Source organism: Vallitalea okinawensis (genome assembly GCF_002964605.1).
In the GTDB taxonomy this organism is placed as follows: Bacteria; Bacillota; Clostridia; order Lachnospirales; family PQDH01; genus Vallitalea_A; species Vallitalea_A okinawensis.
Map to the genome: position 1 here is coordinate 16,750 of NZ_PQDH01000006.1, position 20,886 is coordinate 37,635.

General features: G+C 34.4%; 18 protein-coding genes. 4 read left to right on the forward strand and 14 right to left on the reverse strand.

Annotated elements, in window-relative coordinates; translation table 11 throughout:
• Positions 1-45 precede the first annotated feature (45 nt).
• The 3 genes from C1Y58_RS16075 to C1Y58_RS16085 are packed head-to-tail and all read right to left on the reverse strand — an operon-like array spanning position 46 to position 2,952.
• Positions 46-1,053, reverse strand: coding sequence for an ATP-binding cassette domain-containing protein (locus C1Y58_RS16075; RefSeq protein ID WP_105617112.1), 1,008 nt, complete (start codon positions 1,051-1,053; stop codon positions 46-48).
• Positions 1,037-1,747, reverse strand: a complete 711-nt coding sequence (locus C1Y58_RS16080) for a GTP-binding protein (protein WP_105617113.1) — start codon at positions 1,745-1,747, stop codon at positions 1,037-1,039. The genes C1Y58_RS16075 and C1Y58_RS16080 overlap by 17 nt, the downstream gene beginning before the upstream one ends.
• 26 nt (positions 1,748-1,773) lie before the next feature.
• Complete coding sequence (locus C1Y58_RS16085; protein WP_105617114.1) at positions 1,774-2,952, reverse strand: ABC transporter substrate-binding protein; 1,179 nt, start codon at positions 2,950-2,952, stop codon at positions 1,774-1,776.
• Between the two features lie 222 nt (positions 2,953-3,174).
• Here C1Y58_RS16085 and C1Y58_RS16090 point away from each other — a divergent pair, with 222 nt between their 5' ends.
• Entirely contained in the window at positions 3,175-3,687 is a 513-nt protein-coding gene (locus tag C1Y58_RS16090) for a hypothetical protein (RefSeq protein WP_105617115.1), read from the forward strand.
• Between the two features lie 438 nt (positions 3,688-4,125).
• Here C1Y58_RS16090 and C1Y58_RS26500 read toward each other — a convergent pair whose 3' ends face one another.
• Positions 4,126-4,266, reverse strand: a complete 141-nt coding sequence (locus C1Y58_RS26500) for a hypothetical protein (RefSeq protein WP_157950149.1) — start codon at positions 4,264-4,266, stop codon at positions 4,126-4,128.
• A gap of 107 nt (positions 4,267-4,373) precedes the next feature.
• On the opposite strand from C1Y58_RS26500, the gene C1Y58_RS16095 reads away from it, so the two are divergent.
• Positions 4,374-5,282, forward strand: coding sequence for a helix-turn-helix domain-containing protein (locus C1Y58_RS16095; RefSeq protein WP_105617116.1), 909 nt, complete (start codon positions 4,374-4,376; stop codon positions 5,280-5,282).
• Between the two features lie 33 nt (positions 5,283-5,315).
• On the opposite strand, the gene C1Y58_RS16100 is transcribed toward C1Y58_RS16095, so the two are convergent.
• The 3 genes from C1Y58_RS16100 to C1Y58_RS16110 all read right to left on the reverse strand — a co-directional run bounded on the left by C1Y58_RS16100 (position 5,316) and on the right by C1Y58_RS16110 (position 8,454).
• Positions 5,316-6,173, reverse strand: a complete 858-nt coding sequence (locus C1Y58_RS16100) for an alpha/beta hydrolase (RefSeq protein WP_105617117.1) — start codon at positions 6,171-6,173, stop codon at positions 5,316-5,318.
• 119 nt (positions 6,174-6,292) lie between these two features.
• Positions 6,293-8,107 (reverse strand): YcaO-like family protein, encoded by a 1,815-nt coding sequence (locus tag C1Y58_RS16105; protein WP_105617118.1) that lies wholly within the window; start codon positions 8,105-8,107, stop codon positions 6,293-6,295.
• Between the two features lie 11 nt (positions 8,108-8,118).
• The gene (locus tag C1Y58_RS16110) at positions 8,119-8,454 is read right to left on the reverse strand and encodes a YlbF/YmcA family competence regulator (RefSeq protein ID WP_157950150.1); all 336 of its coding nucleotides are present in this window, start codon (positions 8,452-8,454) and stop codon (positions 8,119-8,121) included.
• A gap of 129 nt (positions 8,455-8,583) precedes the next feature.
• Here C1Y58_RS16110 and C1Y58_RS16115 point away from each other — a divergent pair, with 129 nt between their 5' ends.
• Positions 8,584-9,270 (forward strand): SOS response-associated peptidase, encoded by a 687-nt coding sequence (locus tag C1Y58_RS16115; RefSeq protein WP_105617120.1) that lies wholly within the window; start codon positions 8,584-8,586, stop codon positions 9,268-9,270.
• Positions 9,271-9,330: 60 nt separating this feature from the next.
• Here the strand turns inward: C1Y58_RS16115 and C1Y58_RS16120 are convergent, their stop codons facing one another.
• Positions 9,331-11,124, reverse strand: a complete 1,794-nt coding sequence (locus C1Y58_RS16120) for a methyl-accepting chemotaxis protein (RefSeq protein WP_105617121.1) — start codon at positions 11,122-11,124, stop codon at positions 9,331-9,333.
• A gap of 250 nt (positions 11,125-11,374) precedes the next feature.
• On the opposite strand from C1Y58_RS16120, the gene C1Y58_RS16125 reads away from it, so the two are divergent.
• A complete protein-coding gene (locus C1Y58_RS16125; RefSeq protein WP_105617122.1) occupies positions 11,375-12,238 on the forward strand; it encodes a patatin-like phospholipase family protein in 864 nt (287 codons plus the stop codon).
• A gap of 132 nt (positions 12,239-12,370) precedes the next feature.
• On the opposite strand, the gene C1Y58_RS16130 is transcribed toward C1Y58_RS16125, so the two are convergent.
• From C1Y58_RS16130 to C1Y58_RS16155, 6 genes are all read right to left on the reverse strand, one after another.
• Positions 12,371-13,696 (reverse strand): pyrimidine-nucleoside phosphorylase, encoded by a 1,326-nt coding sequence (locus C1Y58_RS16130; RefSeq protein WP_105617123.1) that lies wholly within the window; start codon positions 13,694-13,696, stop codon positions 12,371-12,373.
• On the reverse strand, positions 13,693-14,103 hold the full coding sequence (gene cdd / locus C1Y58_RS16135) for a cytidine deaminase (RefSeq protein ID WP_105617124.1): 411 nt from the start codon (positions 14,101-14,103) through the stop codon (positions 13,693-13,695). Before cdd ends, C1Y58_RS16130 begins: the two co-directional genes overlap by 4 nt.
• 49 nt (positions 14,104-14,152) lie before the next feature.
• Complete coding sequence (gene deoC / locus C1Y58_RS16140; protein ID WP_105617125.1) at positions 14,153-14,818, reverse strand: deoxyribose-phosphate aldolase; 666 nt, start codon at positions 14,816-14,818, stop codon at positions 14,153-14,155.
• Positions 14,819-14,991: 173 nt separating this feature from the next.
• Positions 14,992-16,008: a LacI family DNA-binding transcriptional regulator gene (locus C1Y58_RS16145; protein WP_105617126.1), complete on the reverse strand. Its 1,017-nt coding sequence runs from the start codon at positions 16,006-16,008 to the stop codon at positions 14,992-14,994.
• Positions 16,009-16,180: 172 nt separating this feature from the next.
• The gene (locus C1Y58_RS16150; protein WP_105617127.1) at positions 16,181-16,972 is read right to left on the reverse strand and encodes an MBL fold metallo-hydrolase; all 792 of its coding nucleotides are present in this window, start codon (positions 16,970-16,972) and stop codon (positions 16,181-16,183) included.
• Between the two features lie 250 nt (positions 16,973-17,222).
• The gene (locus tag C1Y58_RS16155) at positions 17,223-20,804 is read right to left on the reverse strand and encodes a DUF4832 domain-containing protein (protein ID WP_105617128.1); all 3,582 of its coding nucleotides are present in this window, start codon (positions 20,802-20,804) and stop codon (positions 17,223-17,225) included.
• Positions 20,805-20,886: the final 82 nt, after the last annotated feature.

Consider the following 20,886-nt stretch of genomic DNA (forward strand, 5'->3'; position numbering starts at 1 on the left):
CACTGATATATGTTATAAGGTTAATAACATCAAGCGAGTTTTAATTTAAATCAATGAATTACCATATCGTAAATCTTGTCTCAACCCACTGATATAACGATCCATCTCATCAAGCTTCGTTAAAATTTGCTTCTCTTCGTCTGTTGTCTCAATAACTTTATAAATACCACCATTCTGAATAACAATTCGTCGATCCCCCATTAAAGCCAGGGATGGATCATGTGTTGCCATAATAACAATCTTTTCTTCTCCAACTAACAATTCAAGTGCTTTTTTACGATCAATCCCTGCATTTTCAATCTCATCAATAAGAACGATTGGTGATGAACTTAAGATAGCTGTATCAGCAATCATAAGAGCACGTGATTGACCACCACTTAAACGGGTGATTGGTGTCTCTAAGTCAAACTTTTCCCCTGCAAGGTTATTAGCAGCTTCAATGATTTTCTGAATAATACTTTCTTTATTTTCAACCAAGCGGCTGTCTGCATGTAACTCTAGAAACTCACCAACACTTAAATCCATAACGAAATTCATGTTTTGTGATAGTTGGGCAACTAACTTATTACTTGAAGAAAAACGCCATTTCATATCAGGTTTCTCTCCATTGATAAAGATCTTTCTACTAGTAGGCGTATCACCTTGTGCTGTCCATTCGATATCCGCTAAGAGGCGACTCTTACCAGAACCTGTTGGTCCTACAATAGATATAATCTCACTTTTACGGATAGTTAATTCATCAAATCCTTCTGCATTCCCAGATTTATCTGTTCCTGCTATGATGGTTAAAGAATCTACGATGTCTTCTTCTTCAATTCCTAGCATATCAATCATCTGGTTAATATATGCAATAAGATCCTTCTCTAGTTTACTTGTATCAATTGCCCATTCCTCAATATCTTCTTCAGTAAAATGATTAAGATAATCTATAAATGTCTGATTTTTAAAGGTATCAATATCAAGTTTATTATCTTCAAAATAAATCTCCACGAATGGATAGTTATCAATTAATTCTTGAATGGTTAATTGCTTTAACTTATTTGTTGTTATCATTTTCATCACCTAATTTCATTTTTCTCACGTTACCAAGCTGATAATCATCACCAATACGTGTCTCTCCTAAACAATAGGAGCACATGGCAGAAGGCATTGAGAAACGAAGTTTTTTACCTTTTACTGTATCAATGTTATCTTCTTCCGTATAAAGCAATGTACTTAATTCATAAGCACCTTGACCTGTCAATCCATTGATGTGCATAACCACAGCATTCGAATTAACTGAATTAACTTTTGAGGCAAATACTTCTCGTTCTGCTTGAGATACAATATCACCTTTTGTAATGGTAACAATATCTGCTGATTTGAGCATCGGTCCAATCTTTTTAGGTGTATTAATACCACTTAAATTATCAATGACGCAGATTGCCTTAATATCTTTGATGTATGGTGAACATCTATTACAAAGACCTGCACTCTCTGTAATTAAGAGATCTAATTCTCTCTCTAACCCCCACTGAACTACTTCTTCGATATTACTTACGAAGTAATGGTCAGGGCACAGTGAGCCAGAAAGTCCTTTCTTAACAGGTATTCCTGCTTTTTCATAAAGTTCATCATCGTCTGTATATAAACAATCAAACTTAACAACACCCACTGATAAATTTCTTTCTTTCATTGCTTCTATAGTCTTTAAGATCACCGCTGTTTTACCAGATGACGGTGGTCCTGATATCGTTACTAGATTCATGTCAAGTCCTCCTTCACTAACACTTTCTATTGTCTACCCTCATCAAAGAGTTTTTCACAAGTTTTAATGATCTGGTTAATATCATTTTCTTTAATGAAATCCCAACCAATCCACATATACTTTTGATCTGGTGATAACATGTTATCAAAACCTGGACGAGTACTTGGAAACTTACCATTATAAGATAAGATTTCAGCTAATTCTTGTGATGCAAAGAAATCCACAAGAGGCTTAACTTCTTCTGATTTTGATGCTTTACTTAATAAGAATATTGGGCTAATGATAGCACCATCGGCTGGCCAAACAGCTTCCATTGGTCCACCATTCTTTGTCATCTTCGTAAAGAAATACGGCATAATGGTTACAGCAGGACGCTGTGGTTTACGATGTGATTTCACCATCTCGGCTGGATGCATATCCATCATCATACATTTACCAAGTTTTCTAACCCCTTCTTCTCCATATTTTTTATAGATATTAATTAATATAGCATTGAATAGATCAAAATCACCTACTGGTAAACTTACACTGTTCTCAAATTCAGGTTTTAATAAGTCTTCCCATGTTCTTGGTGCAGTACGTCCATTTAACTCATCAGTATTAACCAAGAATACAGCTGGAACGACAGCTATAATGGAGTAATGTCCATCAGGATCTTTTAAGCTCATTTCTTCATTATCAAAATCTTTATTAAAGCGATCGAATCCTGTAATATCCTTAAAAACACCTTTGTCTTTGAACTTACCTATAAGATTTTTGTCAAAGAACAAGTCAAATCCTGCTGAGATAAAGACATCTGCAATAGCATCATCATTATCTTTTCCGTCGATAGCATCTACAAGCCAATCCAATCCCATTGAAGCTGCTTGTAACTCATAATCAACTTTGTCATTCATATCATTCTCTTCAGCCCAAGCACTATACGCTTCAAGTAATGGAATCTTTACAGGACAAGGTAACACCCCTTGTAATCTTAATTTTTCTTGATTTTCTGTTCCTTCTTCTAAAGCACTTCTTAGCTTTTCTTCAAAAACTTCGGCAGTAACCTTTTTCATCGCTAAAGCCATTTTTAAAGTAATTTTTTTACTCATCGCCAAATTGGCCTCATCTAATTTAAAGCCGATCTCTTCGAAAATTCTCTTTGATTGTGGTATAGCATTTATTATATCGTAAACGGTTTGATCCATATGAAATAATTTCTTCATTTTTGGTCCCTCCAATAGTATTTACATTTATGATCTTGTCTTTATTATACGTAAATACAAAAAAAAATTCCGTAACCAATGTTACATTTATAATAGAATTTTTTGTTATACATACCATTAGATCCTTGAAATCAAAAAACACCTCTCTACTTGACACTCAGAACGTGTCCACCTTCATATAGTATTATTACCATGATATTTTGAAGGGAGTAATTAATTTTTATGGAAAAAGATTATGGTTATAAGAAGGGTATGTGTGGCTGTCATCAAGACAAACATGATAAGTATGATAAATATGATTATCCTATGATGCAGTCTATGGATATGATGGAAATGCCTATGTATTCTATGATGCCTATGTACGCTATGATGCCTTATCCAATGTATCCAATGATGGCTATGGAGGATATGGAGGGCATGATGGATATGGATTATGAGATGGATTATATGATGCCTATGGATTCCATGATGCCTATGGATTCCATGATGCCTATGGATTCTATGCAAGCTATGCAGTCTATGTATAGCATGCAACCTATGTACCCAATGATGCCTATGCAAGCTATGTACAGCATGATGCCTATGTATTCTATGATGCCTATGCAGTCTATGTATAGCATGCAACCTATGCATTCTATGCCTATGCAACACCAGATGCCTATGCAACCAAAAAAAGAAAGCTATTACGAAAAAGATAAAAAGAAAACCATGAAACCTAGAAGTAAAGTAGACTAAATTTATTTTTATAAAGCTGACTCAATTGAGCCAGCTTTTTGCATTAAGTACCTCTAAATTCTTTCGGAGAAGTTTCTCGGCTTGTACATATAAATATTGCAAAAAAATAAGTCCATCTCTTACTAAAGAAATGAACTCGAAGTAAATTTTTATTAGAAGTAGGGGGGGAGTGCTCCCCTAAAACTATCATGTTAATAAAAAGGTGTTAAATAAGTTGTAGCGGAACTTATTTAACACCTTAATTTCTAAGGACTTGACAATATTGGCTAAAATAAATGCTAAAGCATTTACAATGATGGGTATAACATTCCTTTTATATCGGGGTTAATATTAATTAGGAAAACTGCCTTTAACTTAATCGAATACTAAATTTCCTTTTAAGTAGCGAATTTAAATTTATATAGTCAAGCCCCCATAGGCTAAATAATTGTTAAAATATTACCATGCTCCGCCAGGACCATCTTCAACTGCCATAATAATTATTGGGTCATCATCTATGTTATCAATAGGTTTTATTGGATTCCACAATGTTGTAATCATCATTAATACCATTACTAATGCAACTAAATTTTTTCTCATTTTATATTCCCCCATAACAAATGTTCTTTTTAACTTGTACTTATTATAGCATCTATATGTTATAATGAAAATAGACTTATACTTCTCATTTATAAGGAGTGTGATGTATGGATAAAGAAAAATTTGGGAATATAGTTAAAGAATTAAGGCAGAAGAAGGGCTTAACTCAATCCCAACTTGCCGAAGGTATCTGCACAAGAGAATACATATATCGTGTAGAAAAAGGTCAATATGTCCCCTCATCATTGATCCTTGAATCCTTGTCCAATAAATTAAGTGAGGACTTGAGTCAATACTTATTACTATCAAATTATGAAAGCCCTTTAGATACTCAACGTGTAAAGAAAGAATTAGAAAATAATTTATCTCACAGAAATTTTAAAGCCCTAAAAAGAACTTTAAAAAAAGCCTCTTCAATAAATGATTTTGAGTTAGTTGATAATAAACAATTACTGTTATGGTATAAAGGTATAATAGCTTTTGAGGAAACTAATGATATTGAACAAAGTCTCTTGCTCTTTGAAGAAGCTCTTTCTCTTACAAAAGATTTTATTTCTGTGGACGAGCTTTTTGGAGTATATTGTTCATTGCAAGAAATGCGAATACTCAATAGTGTTCTCAATCTATATTTAAATAGTGACCGATTTCGTGAAGCTGTTCGACTAGGTAGCCGACTTATAAAGACATTTAAAAGTTGCTATACTGCTAGAAATGAATCCTTTTATGTACGTCTCAATTATAATCTTTCATATTCGCTATTATATATTAGAGAATATGAGGAAGCTCTCTATTTTGCTGATGAAGGTATAAGAGCTTGCAATGAATCAGTATCTCCTCCTCTACTAATGCTTGCTGATTTACAATATCAAAAAGGACGTGTTCTCTATAAAATGAAAGAGTCTGAGAGCGCTAATAAGTGTTTTAGATATGCTATGACAATATATGAAATGACAAATAATAAGAATTTCAAGAAATATAAGCAACTTCTTAAGGAATACTATAATTATAGTTACTAATTCTAATAAACCCAGCTAAGCGCTGGGTTTATTCTATATATCCTTTATAATCTGCTCAACAGCTTTTCTTGCTTCTGGGACGAAGGGCAGTAGCATAAAGTTATGCATCATGTCTTCCCATACACGATAGGTTACATCTACTCCCTCTTTGTCTGCTTTTACCCGGAATAAAAAACAGTCTGGATAAAGTATATCATCGGTCCCAACATGAAATACAATAGGAGGAAGTCCTTTATAATCACCATACATAGGTGAAATATAAGGATTCTTTCTATTCTCATCACCTGCGTAATTGGTTGCACATTCGTCTAAATAATCCAATGATAAGAAGTTGTCTTCTTTCTGCACATCTTCTATGTGAGGGTTTGTCATGGTGATATCTAACCAAGGGGATAATAAAATAATTTTAGATGGTAGAGGTTCTCCATCATCCTTTAATTTAAGGACTGTACCTAAAGCTAGTCCACCGCCTGCCGAGTCCCCCATAAAGTATATATTTGATGGATAATCTGTCTGAATAATATACTTATAAACCGCTATTACTTCTTCCATGGGTTTGGGAAATTGTTGATAAGGTGCGAGACTATAATCAACCATATAAATTTTCATCCCTTTTTCACGACAAATCCTGGAGCAAAAACGAAAATGATTTTGGTCCAAGGGTCCTACATACCCACCACCATGAGTATAGATTAAGGTACGTTCTAATTTATACTTCTCGGGATAAAAGACAAAACATCTGACACCTTCTATTAAATACATTTTTATTTCACAACCATGTTCATATCGTTGATATGAAAACTCATTGTATTCTTCTTTGAGTTTTTTCATATCCTCAGCATCGACGACTTTATTCATCACTTTTACCACTTTACTTAGTAGGCTTTCCATATAATCACCCTCTAACCATTCGATCTATATAAATCAATATTCTAAACAAATCATTATTATATAATACTATTATATTGATTATCAATGAAAAATACAAGTATAGGTGTAAACACAATTGTTTACACCCTTAATCCACTAAAAACTTCTTTTTGATTAATTTCATTCTCTCCATAGGTTTCTTTTAATTCAGAATAGACTTCTCTGGTATCCACATAACTACAATGTCGATTTACTGGGCACCCTTCACAATTAAAGCAATTAAAAATTTTTGGATGTTTATTCAAGATGTTTGATGGTTCAAAATCTAAGATAACATGATCAATGAGCACTATATCATAAAAATCTTTTAAAGTTTCATAGATATAGCCATCGGGACGATTATCTATTTTCATTTCAAGATATTGCATTAAGCATTGATAATAACTAGGCGTTTTATGTCTATTCCCTCCATCAAAACTACTAACATACGTTAATAATGCTCTATAAGCACCTGTATAGTCTTCAAGCTTAACATAGAGGGCAACTTCCAATAACGCAATACTATTAACATACCATGGTAATGATTGTTCATCTAGTTTCAGGTTTAATAACCCTTGAACCGGATTAAGTGGATGCATTTCCTCTTCTCTTAAGAGATTCAATAGCTGTCTTGTATCCAAATCACTTAAGGTATGCAAGTGACGAAGGTATTTTTTTATCTTAATATAGCGGGTATATTTTTTTAATGAGGTTACGTCTGTTAGTTCCTCAACTTCACTAAAATTAGGAATGATAACATGATAACTTGGAAATCCCAAAAAAGAAACGTCTCTTGCATAGACCTCATAACCTATATCCTTGATAAATCCTAAAACTTGAAGAAGTAGTCCATGACTATCCACTGCATCAAAATACGACCAAGGTTGCCATTTATAGTCTTCACTAGCTTCAAAAAACTCTTTAGGATATTCACCAACACCATTAACTAGTATACCTATCAAATTCTCGTGATCACCTTTGGTTGTTTTGTAATTAATGGCTGTTAATCCCTTCATTTTATGTAGGTCTTGACCTTGCAATAATTCTGTTAACGTTCTTTCAACAGCTATTTCAAATTTTGGAAAACTTCCAAATTTGACAAAATAGCTATGGGTCTTTTGATCGATAAAGATAACACCAATAACCGGATAACCCTTACCTAAAGAACAGTCTTTAACGATAACTTTATATGACCCTTTACTCTCTATCTCCTCAATCATATTAGCTAGTCTATCGTATTTATAAAGATAGCTTCTAGGTATTGTTGGAGCTGTAATCTTATTGGCTATTATGACTTTATTAACAAACCGCTCAAAGACTTCACATATTCCTTGAATTAGTGCCTCTTCCCTAGTATTTCCTGCACACATTCCATTTGACATATACATTTTGTTAAGCATTTTAATCGGTATATAAGATATGTTATTGGTCATAAGATTCATGAAAGGTATACCTATAAAATCTCCATCAATTTCTTCATAGGAAATTCCCTTCCATAACTCCGTGAGTGTATCTATTCTACCATTTAACAAATGTCTTTGAGCCTTAAACCATTCATCTGGATCATCAACTAAGTCTTTGACATCTATTTGCTTTTCATCTGGAGCATATTTAAAGCCACCAACTTCATTGGTTTTATTATCAAAATCCATTCCTAAACGAAAAGGGGCAAAATTCTGCAAGCGTTCCATCAGCTCGCCATAAGCACTTGCCAAAGCATATAGATAAGTAGTCCCTTTACCGTTACACTTCAAAGTTGTTTTTGGTATTGCCAATGTAACTGAATAAAAATCTTCAGCAGAATTATTCCAGAATTTCTCCATAGGAACTATTCCATGTTGATTAAGGATACCTCTAATCTTATGGATCGTATCTTTTGGTAATTCATCCTTATATTTATTTGTTTGCCAAACCATTGGTCTCCCTCCTATAAGGTCAAATCCTCCTCAAGACTTTCATATATTTTCTCAACGATGTTATAGATTTTTTCATTTAAACGTCCCATGGATTGCATGTATTGTCTTGTTTCATTATACTTATTCAATTTATCAAAATCCTCTTGTAGTACTTTCATCTTTTTATCCATATCTTCTTTACTTAATCGTTGACGGCTTAATTTTCTTTGATCATTTTGGTAGGTTTTTAGCTGATTAGCTAATCGAGGTTTCCTATTAATCAAAGTCTTAGCCCTTTGAACTTCTTTATACTCTCTTGTCTGTCGTACCATTTCAGCTAATTCATGGGCTTTTTTCTCAAAACTCAAACTATCATCTCCTAAGAATACCATGTTTTCAGTTTTCTCTAATATATATTCAATGATAGTTTGGCATATTCAAAGTTTACCTTTTCTAATAATGATGATTTGGGTACAATAGAAAGAGAGGTGATTTTTATGTGCGGTCGGTTTTTATTAACACTAGACTTTGATGATCTGTATCGTTTATTGGAATATCGATTTAATATCGATGAAGTTTTTGATGTTCATTATTCCCCAAGATACAACATCGCTCCAAGTCAACCTGTTCTTTCTGTCATACATGATGGGAATAATTATAGAGCAGGCTATTTACGATGGGGCTTTATCCCTCATTGGGCTAAGGACGAAAAAATAGGCTATAAAATGATTAATGCAAGAGCTGAGACCATTGATGAAAAAGCATCCTATAAGCACTCCTTTATTCATAAGCGGTGTCTTATTCTTTCAAATGGTTTTTATGAGTGGAAGAAGACTGATGAAGGAAAAGAACCTCGTTTAATACGATTCAAGAATAATGAAGTTTACTCCATGGCTGGTCTTTATAGTATTTATCGTAATCCACAAGGTGAGAAAATAAGTAGCTGTACCATCATTACTACAGAACCCAATGATATGATGCAACCCATTCATAATCGCATGCCTGTTTTATTAGGTAGGGAGCAAGAAAAAATATGGCTTGACCCAACAGTGAAAGATCCTGAACAATTAAAAGGTCTCTTAAAGCCATATCCCTCTGAAGAGATGTATAATTTTGCTGTTTCTTCTCTCGTCAATTCACCTAAAAATGATTCACCAAAATGTATAGAAGCAGTAAGTGCCTAATTGATACAAAGAAAAGCACATGATTTATGAGAGCATTCTCAATAATCATGTGCTTATGTTTTAGATCTTATATTTTCTTAAGTCAGCTTTAAAGCTTTCAGTTATCTCTTTAAACTCATCAACATTCTGAATAAGCTTCTTAATTTCATTTGTATAGCTTGTCACATTAGCACTTACTTCTTCTGAAGAAGCTGAATTCTCTTCAGCAATAGCTGCTAATGATTCAATGGTTTCATAGATACTCGCTAATGCTTCCGCTTCTTTCTCTAATTCACTTATTGTGTTAATAGTTGAAGCAGATACTTCTCTAATAGACATTGTAGCTTCATAATTTTTATCTCGAACGCCTTCCAATGTACTTGTTTCTTTTTGAAGTACCTCGTAACGCTCATCAATACTAACAACAAGGTTACGAATTTCAAGAGAAAACTCGTTTAATTTATTATTGATCTCTTCTACTGCTTTTTTCGTTTGATCAGATAAATGACGAACTTCTTCTGCTACTACAACGAATCCTCTACCATGCTCGCCTGCACGAGCTGCTTCTATAGAAGCATTTAATGCTAATAAATTGGTCTGCTCAGATATCTGTGAAACTAATGATACAATGTTGGTTATATCTTTTGCCTTTACTTCTAGCTCTGTACTCTCAACTTGAACTTTTTTGAAATCATTAAGTGTTTCAAGAATATTGGAACTAGCAGTTTCAATGCTTTGATGACTTACATTGATCTTATCTAGAGCCACTTCTAATTCTGCTTTATTACTATTCTCACTATCAACTAATGTATTTAATGCTTGAATATTTTCATTTAATACATAAACTGCACTCTCTGTATTCTCCGCTTGATTGACCGCTCCTTCAGCAACTTGTTCAACTACATCTGTTATATCATCAGAGGTACGGTCCATGTTGTGAGATATGACACTTAAGGATTCAGCAAAGGTATTCATTTCATCCGTAACACCTTTAAATCCTACGAAGTCAGCCATAATTGTTTCTTTATATGTATTAAGGGCTTGGTAAAGACCTTCTAACTCATCTTTCGTCTGTATAGAGCTGTCTTCAAAGTACTCTCTCGCTTGAAGCTTGCCAATAACCTCTTGGATACTTTTCATAGGTTTTAATAACATTTTACTCCCTACCCAAGTTATTACCCCAGTAATGGCTGTCATGATTAAACCATTGACTAGATTGGTGCTTAATAAAAGATTGGGTATTAAAGTAATGATGGTAACAAATACTGCTATTTTAGCTGCAAGGGATTTAAGAAAACCTAGCGAAAGGATTTTATTTATTAGATAGCGTTTTTGATAATAAATTCCTTCTTCAAATGTAAGTTTTAATTTAAGAACTTCACTTTCTTTTGACATAACGTCAATTTTAATCTTCTCATTATAGAACTCGCATGCTCCATCAAGGAGTCCCATGAAGTAATCGAACATTTTTCTCGAAGATTGATATGTAAATATAGCTTCCGTGTTGCTTATAGCTTTAATTGTAACAAGGGGCGGCTTGGCACCGGGGAATTTTTTAGTCATAACAATATGTACATCATACATAGACTTTAAAAAAGAATATAAATTCTCATGTTCAAAAAATGCTGGAAAATCATTGTGGAAGGACTGTATATTACTCTTACCAATCATTCTCCATAGTTCATTTATAGAAATATTTGCGCTCTTAGCAACATGAGCAATAACCTTTGCTATCTGGTCATCATCAACATTCTCATTTGGTGTAAATAGTCTACTACTATCCCAACCAACTTGTTGCATAGCTTGGTTGACAACCTCATCATTATAGAGTCGACGGCAAGTCTTTAACCAAGTAGATACTGCTGTACCTTTCAAATATTCCACCTCCAGTATATTTTATATTTATATATGTTTTACCACTAAATGACTTGTTATGTCACCTTTATCATCTAATTATAACTTATTTAGTTGCTATCTTCAACAAAAAGACAAATACTTGAAAATTATCTTACATATTTCACCAACATCCTAAGCGAGGCTTTATTGTCATTACCTGAGTGATGGTATATAATCAATATATAGATAGAGATTTTATATATGAACAAGAAATATTGGGGGGAATACGATGGATTTAAATCATCAAAAAGTCGGACTAGTCCTTGAAGGTGGAGGTACAAGGGGTATTTTTGCAGCTGGTGTACTGGACTACTTTTTAGAACGAGAAATTCATCTACCATATATCATTGGTGTTTCAATGGGAGCTTTCATCGGTCAATCCTACGTATCTAAGCAAAAAGGAAGAGCACGCGATATCTGTACAAAGTATGTTAATGACCCAAGGTATATGAGTATACGTAATTTTATCAAAGAAAAAAGTTTATTTGGTTTTGATTTTCTATTAAACGATATACAAAATCAACTCATTCCATTAGATTATGGGAGTTTCAGTGATTCTGATCAACAATTTCAAGTTGTTGCTTTAGATTGCTTATCAGGAGAACCTGTTTATTTAGATAAGTCTAATTGTCCAGATTTTAATATAGCATTGCGAGCTTCTTGTAGTCTCCCCATCGTCACACCAACTGTAAATTATAGGAATCATACACTGTTAGATGGTGGCATTATCGAATCTATTCCTTTTAAGAAAGCTCTTGATGATGGAATGGATAAGCTGGTTGTAATCGTTACTCGTGATAAAAATTTCAGAAAAAAACCTATTAAACATGGTTTTATTGCTAAAGGTATCTATAGAAAATACCCTTCATTGGTTCAGAAACTCTATAACTGGCACAGTAATTATAATAATATGGTTGAAAAACTTAATCAATTGGAATTAGAAGGTAAAGCATTTGTTATCCGACCTGAAGAACCTCCTAAGGTCAAAAGATTAGACATGAATAAGGAAAAGTTAGCTGAACTTTATCAATGGGGTTATAATATGGCTATCAAACAAGAAAAATCACTGTTAGAATTTTTGTCCAAGCAGTAACTTTATTAGACAAGTTTTCATATAATAATACTACATAGGCAGATTTAATATAAAAACGATGGATCACATAACTCCCAAATCATGGTTGATCCATCGTCCTTTTTATTGGTTTAGAATTTTCTTATACCAATACTAATATTTTTCTATTCCGTTCTTAGTTACAACACCTCTAATTAATGTAGGCTTGATAACTTCTCTATCCCTAAAACTATAAGCTCCTAATAATTTCTCTCTAGATGTTTCTACTTTTGATGTATCATTGGCATAGATTCTTGCAATGACATCACCTTTTTTAACTTGGTCGCCAACCTTTTTCTCTAGCATGATACCAACACCAAGGTCAATATCACTTTCTTTCGTTTCACGACCTGCGCCTAAGATTAATGCAGCTATACCTATATCATCAGCTTTAATACCTTCAACAAAACCATCAACAGGTGCTTTAACATCTTCAATAAATGATGCACCTGGAAGTAAGCTCACATCATCGATGAAGTCAGGATTTCCTCCTTGAGCTTTTACTAATTCTTTAAGCTTCCTAACACCACTTCCGTCTTCGATGATTCCTTGTAGGATTTTTCTAGCTTCCTCAGCAGTATCTGCTTTACCGCCAAGTACTAGCATGTGGGAACCAAGTGTTAAACAAAGATCTGTTAAATCGTCAGGACCATTACCTTTTAATGTTTCTATAGCCTCAATAACTTCTAATGCGTTACCTATAGCTAAGCCTAATGGTTGATCCATGTTTGTAATAACACCTATTGTTTGACGTCCAACATGTGTTCCGATATCTACCATTTCTTGAGCTAAAGCAAATGAATCATCTTCCTCTTTCATGAATGCACCGCTACCTGTCTTAACATCAAGAACAATAGCATCTGCTCCAGAAGCAATCTTCTTACTCATGATACTACTTGCAATTAAAGACATGTTATCCACTGTAGCTGTAACATCTCTTAATGCATATAGCTTCTTATCTGCTGGTGCTAAATTAGCCGTTTGACCACCAATAGCAATTCCGATACCGTTCACATTGTTGATAAATTCCTTGATGGATACTTCTACTGAGAAGCCATCAAAAGACTCTAGTTTATCAATCGTACCACCTGTATGGCCTAACCCTCTACCTGAGAATTTTGCGACAGGAACCCCTGCTGCCGCAACCATAGGTCCTAAAATTAATGTCGTTGTATCTCCAACTCCTCCAGTACTATGCTTATCAACTTTGATACCGTTAATTGATGATAAATCAACTACTTCACCACTGTCAACTATGGCAGTCGTTAAGTCAGCTGTTTCTCTTTTGTTCATCTTATTGAAATAAATAGCCATCATAAGTGCAGATACCTGATAATCAGGTATTTCACCCTTTGTATAACCATCTACAAAGAAGTTAATTTCCTCTGTAGTCAGTTCCCCACCATTTCTCTTTTTCATGATTAAATCGTACATTCTCATGCTTTCTCACCATCCATTATCAAGTCTTCTGGTCCAAAACTATGAGGTAGTAAGTCTTTTAAATTAAATTCTTTATACTCATCCTCTGATTTCACCACGTAAATAGTCATTTCTTTGCCAAATTCTCTTAACATTTGTCTACAAACACCACAAGGAAATGTCCATTCAGAATCTCCTACTACAGCGATTGCTTCAAACTCATGTACCCCTTCTGATACAGCCTTTACTATTGCAGTTCTTTCAGCACAAATTGTAGGTGTATAAGATGCACTTTCAACATTACATCCTGTATAAACTTGGCCGTCTTTTGTTAATAATGCAGCTCCTACTTTAAAGCCCGAATATGGCACATAGGCCATTTTCTGTGCTTCTAATGCAGCTTTAACCAGGTCTTTTATTTTTTCCATTTCTCACACACCCTTTTTCTAAATTTAGATCTGTCTAATCCTTCTCTTCTTAATAATCTGAATTAGATTTTTTACCTTCAACGATAGCGATAGATGCACTAGCACCAATTCTTGATGCTCCAGCTTCGATCATTTTTTCAGCATCTTCTTTTGAACGTACACCACCAGAAGCTTTAACACCCATGTCTTTGCCAACAGTTTTTCTCATTAAAGCAATATCTTCTGCTGTAGCGCCACCTGTAGAGAAACCGGTACTTGTTTTGACAAAGTCTGCACCTACTTCTTTACACATTTCACAAACTTTCACTTTTTCTTCATCAGTTAAAAGACAAGTTTCAAGAATCACTTTAACAACAGCCTTTCCAGCTGCTGCATCTACAACTGCTTTGATATCTTCTTTCACTTCATCGTGCATGCCTGACTTTAAGTAGCCCACGTTGATAACCATGTCGACTTCATCTGCACCATCTTCGATAGCTTGCTTAGTTTCAAAAGCTTTTGTTTCTTTAGTAGTAGCTCCTAAAGGGAAACCTACAACTACACAAGTTTTTACGTCGCTGCCTTCTAATTCACCGCTAACTAATTTAGTGTAACCAGTATTGACGCAAACTGAAGCAAATCCATACTCTTTTGCTTCTGAACAAAGTTTTTTTACCTGCTCTACAGAACTCTCAGGTTTTAAAATAGTGTGATCAATGTACTTCGCTAAATTCATAATATTCTTCCTTCCTTTACTTAGGAATAAGTAAATTTCCTATTCCCTAAATCTATATTATATTCTTTTGTTATTTTATGACTTAATTTATATTTTAAACATCAGTTTAGAATGTGAACGGTTCCACAATGAACAAAGAAAGTTCCTTTTCTTTATCAGAAAAGGATAAAAACTTATTTTTCAGATCCTTTAAGTATCAATTGCGGCATTAAGATATCATTTAAATTATTGTAGATACCATTTTTGCGACGTTCAATGACTTCATTAAGCATCTGCATACCTTTGATCCCCATTTCAAATGAAGGTCCGTACACGTAGCTTACATTCATACCAATGACATTTAACATATCAACGTTATCGAAACCAATTATAGCTAAATCATCTGGCGCCTTTTTGCCAAGTTCATTTAAAGCTTTTATACAACCAAGAATCATCATATTACTTGTGACAAAGACTGCTGTTGGAGGATTCTCCATACTGAGTATATGCTTAGTAATCTCATAGGATTCTTTCCACTGATAATGGGCATTGAATTCATAATCTTCATTATGTTGGATACCATACTTCTCCAATGCAGCTAAAAACCCAGAGTGGCGATCCCTTGCTGGTCTGGTTTCCATTACACCATTAATAATAGCGATTTTTCTATGGCCTGCCTTAATTAATGTCTCCGTAGCATTAAAACCACCATTAACTTGGTCAATAAATACACCACTAAAGTCATTATATTTAACAAAACCATCCAGTATGACAACTGGTACATCTGTACGGTCGATAGTCTTTAAATACTTCTGATTAGAAGTTCCTTCCGTATAACTTGGGGTAATTAATATACCTTGAATGCGTTGCTCTTTTAAGAGTTGTAGTGCTTTAAGTTCCTTATGTTCCTTATTATCTGTATTATAGAGTATGATATTGAGACCCGCTTTATCAGCCTCTTGGCTTATACCACTTACGATTTCACCAAAGAAAGGATTGTTGATTTCAGGAACAACAACACCGATGGTGTTCGTTTTACTGGTAGATAAACTTCTTGCAATAGCATTAGGAGAATAATTTAATTTATTAATGGCTTCTTCAACCTTTTGCCTTGTTTCCTCTTTTACATACCCTGAATCATTAAGCACTCTTGAAACGGTTGTTCTTGAAACACCTGCTTCCCTCGCAATGTCTCTAATTGTTATTGCCACGTCTCTCGCCCCATTTCAAAGCTTTATGTTACCGGTTCCATAGCTAAAGTATACAATAGTTTTGAAACCAATTCAAGTATTTTTAGATAGTATTTCATATATTTTTTGCAATTATACTCGTTTTGTTCGATAAATAATTGGTAATAGCGGTACTTTGTACCGCCACCATACTTTATAGATTAAACACTTTAGAAGGTTGATCACGGTAAGTCATCTCTAAAAAAGCCTCTTCTCCGACTGCAATACCGTTATCAAGTACAATTTCATGAACAGTCGTCAATGCTGTTTCTGGTGTATTATTCTCTTTACTTAAATGAGCAAGCAGATAAATACATCCCTCTTCATGAATGTCACAAATAAGTTTTCCACAACTATCATTGGATAAATGACCTATATCACTTAAAATACGTTTCTTTAGATGCCAAGGGTAGCCACCATTTTTAAGCATGTCCACATCGTGATTGGATTCAATCAGCATTAATAAAGATCCTTGGACTTTTTCTCTTATACGGGAACAAACTGATCCAGTATCCGTCAATAAACTGATTTTCTTACCAGCTTTTTCGAATACATATCCAACAGGTTCTTCAGCATCATGGTAAGTTGCAAAAGCCGTAACTTGTAAATCCTCTAACACAAAAGATTCTTCTGTATTTATGATTTTGATGTTTTCCTCAGCAATTTTTCCAAGTTTGTTTCTCATAGCACGCCACGTATTCTGATTAGCATAGACAGGAATGTTAAATCGCCTTGATAAAATGCCAACCCCTTGGGTATGATCACTATGTTCATGGGTAACCAGTATCCCATTAATACTACTTGGTTCAACATCTATAGATAACAGTGCATTCTGAATTCTTTTTCCACTTAGTCCTGCATCAACAAGTAAACGTATATGGTCTGTTTCTACAAATTGACAGTTACCACTACTTCCACTGGCTAATGAGCAAAAATTCAATGTCATGTTGTTCCTCCACAAGAAAAGTGACTAACATCTACTTTTCCCCACTAAAATACTGTAAAATTTTCACGACTCTATTATAGCACTATTTGATAGAACTTAAAAGTATCTTTTAAATAATTTCTTATGGCAATTATTTAAAATAAAATAGAACTAACAATAAAAGCACCACCAAATAATATTCAGCATTTTTCTCAGCTATTATTACAAGGTGATGCCATCTCATATGTTATGCTTTATCCATTTGTTGATGTTAGTCCATTATTAGATTATCGTTAATTATGTACCATCCACCATACCACGTTGTAGGATCTTCTGTGTTACTTTGTAAATCTATCCTATTCATTTTTGTAGCAAGATTGATACCAGGATAGTTATGGTTCTGTGTATCTACAATTGCTACAGCCAATTTGTATTGACCACTTACCAAGGAATCAGGTATCTGCAATTGACTGGTTAGTAGTTGGCTCCCATCTTCTTTGATCCATGATGGGTCAATGGCTTGATCCGTATATTGATATACCGCATTATTATTATCATCTAATAAAGCAAAAGCAATTTTATACTTATCTTTTAACTGGTTGTTTGCAGTGGGTAGAAATCCTAATGCTGTATTTTTCCACTCATGTATAATAGGAACTACTTCTCCCCTTGATATGACTTCAGGGTATTCAAAAGCCACAGGAACTATACGATAGCCATTTTCAAGAGCAAACTTCTCTAATAAATCTTGTCCATAAGAAGTCCATTCTTCCCAATCACTTGGCACGCGAACATCTAATGTATTAGCACGTAATGTTTGTGCTTGCTGAATACTGAGCTCAAAACAGCTTCTCACATCAGTTGCATAATCCCCTGTATACTCCAATAAGTAATCATTAGGGAAATGCTTGGCTATATATTCTTCACTAAAGTGCCAATAGCAATTTTCGGCATAACTTGGAATCTTATTGGGAAAAAAATCGTTTAAATACATGTTGGTGAAATCAGTGGTTATCCACCGTGATCCATAACCGTCCCGTCGGACCATGTGTTGATATTCGGGTACAATGATATCTTTATTAACAGTTTCTGCTCCTCCACCGAATGTAGCACCTAGCAAGATATTATGAAAATAACTTGTCCATATCTGAGCGTGCTTGATAATGGTATCATCTTTACTTAGTTCCTTTGTTCGGATATCGTGCATTTCTCCCCACATACCCAAACCTTGGGCATCTGCATATGCTACTAAGTTAGGATTATCAAAGTCTTGAGCTAGCTCTTTAATCAGTTGTTCATAATACTCTAGATAAGTCGCGTTATCATAGTAAGGTGTTCTACTTCCTTCATTGTTAATATAAAACTGAAATCCAGGTTCTTCAAACATCCAAGCTGGTACTGTAGACATGTTATCATGATACTCATCACTGACTAAAACTCTAAAAGCAATTTGCATTTCACGAGCTTTGGCTTCTTCAATGAATTTACTGATATTACTATCTGGATCACGCCAAGAATATTGACCTTTTGTTGGCTCAAGCCATGACCACCCCATACGCATATATAAAATATCAGCTTTTAATCCTTTTGCTATTTCCTCATCTAGCTTCTCAAAATAGGCTATTGGGTCATCTACATCCACACAATGTGTATGATTTTTTTCATCATGTATGGAGCATGCATATTCTACATAGGCTACCCAGCCCATAGCTGGATTTTTGATAACAGATTCTGTATCTTCTTCAGGTACTAAACGAAGATACCCATCAGGTGTTTTCATAGGAATGATTGCAGTTAGGGTATCTGTTAAAGCTATCATTCCTGTAGATTGTTGCGTCACTTTAAGTACTAGATCTACCTGCATCTCCGTACTAGGTGGCACTATATTGCCATGTAAATCAACAACACCTAGTTCACTGGATGATGCAATCTCTATAACAAAGTCATCCCCCAATCCTTCCATGTATTCAGGAAATTCAGGCATTATTAACATTGTAGCATTGCGCTCTTGTTTTGGCATTTGAGTAAGGGTAGCTGCCGCTGATTCACTAGTCATAGAACGTTGACCATTAATGAGAACTTCTTGAATAGCAGGTGTCCATGTGTCATTGACGGAGCCTATAATGAACTTCACTTTGTTAGTAGTGATTTCTTCAAAATGAAAACCATTAACTTCTCTTGTTTGATCATTGGTTTTCCAATCAAAGGTTTTCATGTCGGAGAGGTCTATCCATTGACTGCCATCCCAATACGCTAGACGACCACTTGCTATAGATTGACTCTGGGGAAAGTTCATTGTAAAATAAAAACTTTCTAATGTATACACATAAGGAGAAAAATCAAAAACTAGTTCATCACCACTATTAATTCCTCCAAGTGCTGTATTCAAATGCGTATCGTAAACTTGTTCGCCGCTTAATATCGTATCGTTTTTATAGACAGTTGCATATTCACTTAGGTCACTTACGAATCTTTGACCTACCACTTTTACTTCGGCAAGTTCTAATTGTCCTTGACCACTAAATCTTAATTTATACTTATGAGAAGCTGTGTCAACAGGCATTAAAATTTCTGCTTTTTGGTACCCTTCTTCCATCACCCATTGAAGCACATGGTTACTCAAAATTGTTTCATAGTATGCATCACTGTTTGCTAATTGATCCACACTGGCTGTAACAGTGCTTGGTACATCTCCAACAGCATATAATATGATCTTATCGTTCTTAAAGTTATTAAACTTATTTGTTTCTGTATTTTTTGTGTATAGTTCAATCATCCCATCATTAGCAATAGACGCTTTCCATGTGGTTGATGTTTCATTATCTACAATATTTCCAATTTCTCCACTTATGGTCACCATATCACTTGAAGCATTTATACCATCAACATAGTCTTCTGGATTATTCTCAACGGTAATTAGATGACCATCAATGAAAATTTCTTGAATAAGTGTTTCTCCCCAAGTACTCTTACATTCTTTTACTGTAAAACGTAATTGCGATGTCTCAATACTATCAAATGTAAATCCCCCTACAGCTCTTGCTTGAGAGTTTTTCTTTTCAAAGTCAAAGACCTTATCTGCTTCAATTGATTCCCAACTGGATCCATCCCAATACTCTAATGTGCCTGATGCAACAGATTGTTGCTCAGGAAAGTTTGAAACAAAAGCAAATTCTGATACACTCACCTTATATGGGGAAAAATCAAAAACTAGTTCATCCCCAGAGATAAATAAATCTTTTGTATCAATGTTATGGTCAAACAACAAGTTTGGATTTTGTGAAGAGCCGTTTTTTATATAGCCCACAACTTGATCAAGGGTATTGTTATAGGTTGTACCTTTTACTACAGTTTCTAAAATTTCAACAGTGTCACTGCCGGATAACTCTATCCAAAACTGTCGACATACAACAGCTGGAATATTAATCTCTGCTTTCTTCAGACCATTTTCTTCAACCCATGCTAGAATTTGATTATCAACAATCGTTTCTTCATAACCTCTATCATTGGCATTGATTTTGACTGTTATACCTGTTACATTGTTGGCACTTTCATTACTGGCATAGAGAACAATACTATCCATGTTAAGGAATAAGGGATTACCATTTTGATTATTGACAACAACATCGATTGGATTGGATGCAAGTAAATCCACAGTGAAAGCTGTTTCTGTATTTTGGTCAATGAGGGATGATACATGATTACTCTGCGTTGATTCATTGCTTGTTAATGTTAAGTCTCTTATCTCATTGGTTGTATCTACCGTATGTAATGATTGAATGATCTTTGCATCTGAAAGAGTACTTTGTAATATCATGATACAAACTATCATGATCATAAGTAATTTTTTCATTTTTCACTACCTCCTCCTCTTTTGTTTAAGTATCAAGCATGATACATCTTACTATAATTACCTTACCTCCCTTCTTTTTATT

Coding starts and splice junctions, on each gene's coding strand:
- C1Y58_RS16075 (WP_105617112.1), bottom strand. CDS start 1,053: ATGATAACAACAAATAAGTTAAAGCAATTAACCATTCAAGAATTAATT.
- C1Y58_RS16080 (WP_105617113.1), bottom strand. CDS start 1,747: ATGAATCTAGTAACGATATCAGGACCACCGTCATCTGGTAAAACAGCG.
- C1Y58_RS16085 (WP_105617114.1), bottom strand. CDS start 2,952: ATGAAGAAATTATTTCATATGGATCAAACCGTTTACGATATAATAAAT.
- C1Y58_RS16090 (WP_105617115.1), top strand. CDS start 3,175: ATGGAAAAAGATTATGGTTATAAGAAGGGTATGTGTGGCTGTCATCAA.
- C1Y58_RS26500 (WP_157950149.1), bottom strand. CDS start 4,266: ATGAGAAAAAATTTAGTTGCATTAGTAATGGTATTAATGATGATTACA.
- C1Y58_RS16095 (WP_105617116.1), top strand. CDS start 4,374: ATGGATAAAGAAAAATTTGGGAATATAGTTAAAGAATTAAGGCAGAAG.
- C1Y58_RS16100 (WP_105617117.1), bottom strand. CDS start 6,173: ATGGAAAGCCTACTAAGTAAAGTGGTAAAAGTGATGAATAAAGTCGTC.
- C1Y58_RS16105 (WP_105617118.1), bottom strand. CDS start 8,107: ATGGTTTGGCAAACAAATAAATATAAGGATGAATTACCAAAAGATACG.
- C1Y58_RS16115 (WP_105617120.1), top strand. CDS start 8,584: ATGTGCGGTCGGTTTTTATTAACACTAGACTTTGATGATCTGTATCGT.
- C1Y58_RS16125 (WP_105617122.1), top strand. CDS start 11,375: ATGGATTTAAATCATCAAAAAGTCGGACTAGTCCTTGAAGGTGGAGGT.
- C1Y58_RS16130 (WP_105617123.1), bottom strand. CDS start 13,696: ATGAGAATGTACGATTTAATCATGAAAAAGAGAAATGGTGGGGAACTG.
- cdd (WP_105617124.1), bottom strand. CDS start 14,103: ATGGAAAAAATAAAAGACCTGGTTAAAGCTGCATTAGAAGCACAGAAA.
- deoC (WP_105617125.1), bottom strand. CDS start 14,818: ATGAATTTAGCGAAGTACATTGATCACACTATTTTAAAACCTGAGAGT.
- C1Y58_RS16150 (WP_105617127.1), bottom strand. CDS start 16,972: ATGACATTGAATTTTTGCTCATTAGCCAGTGGAAGTAGTGGTAACTGT.
- C1Y58_RS16155 (WP_105617128.1), bottom strand. CDS start 20,804: ATGAAAAAATTACTTATGATCATGATAGTTTGTATCATGATATTACAA.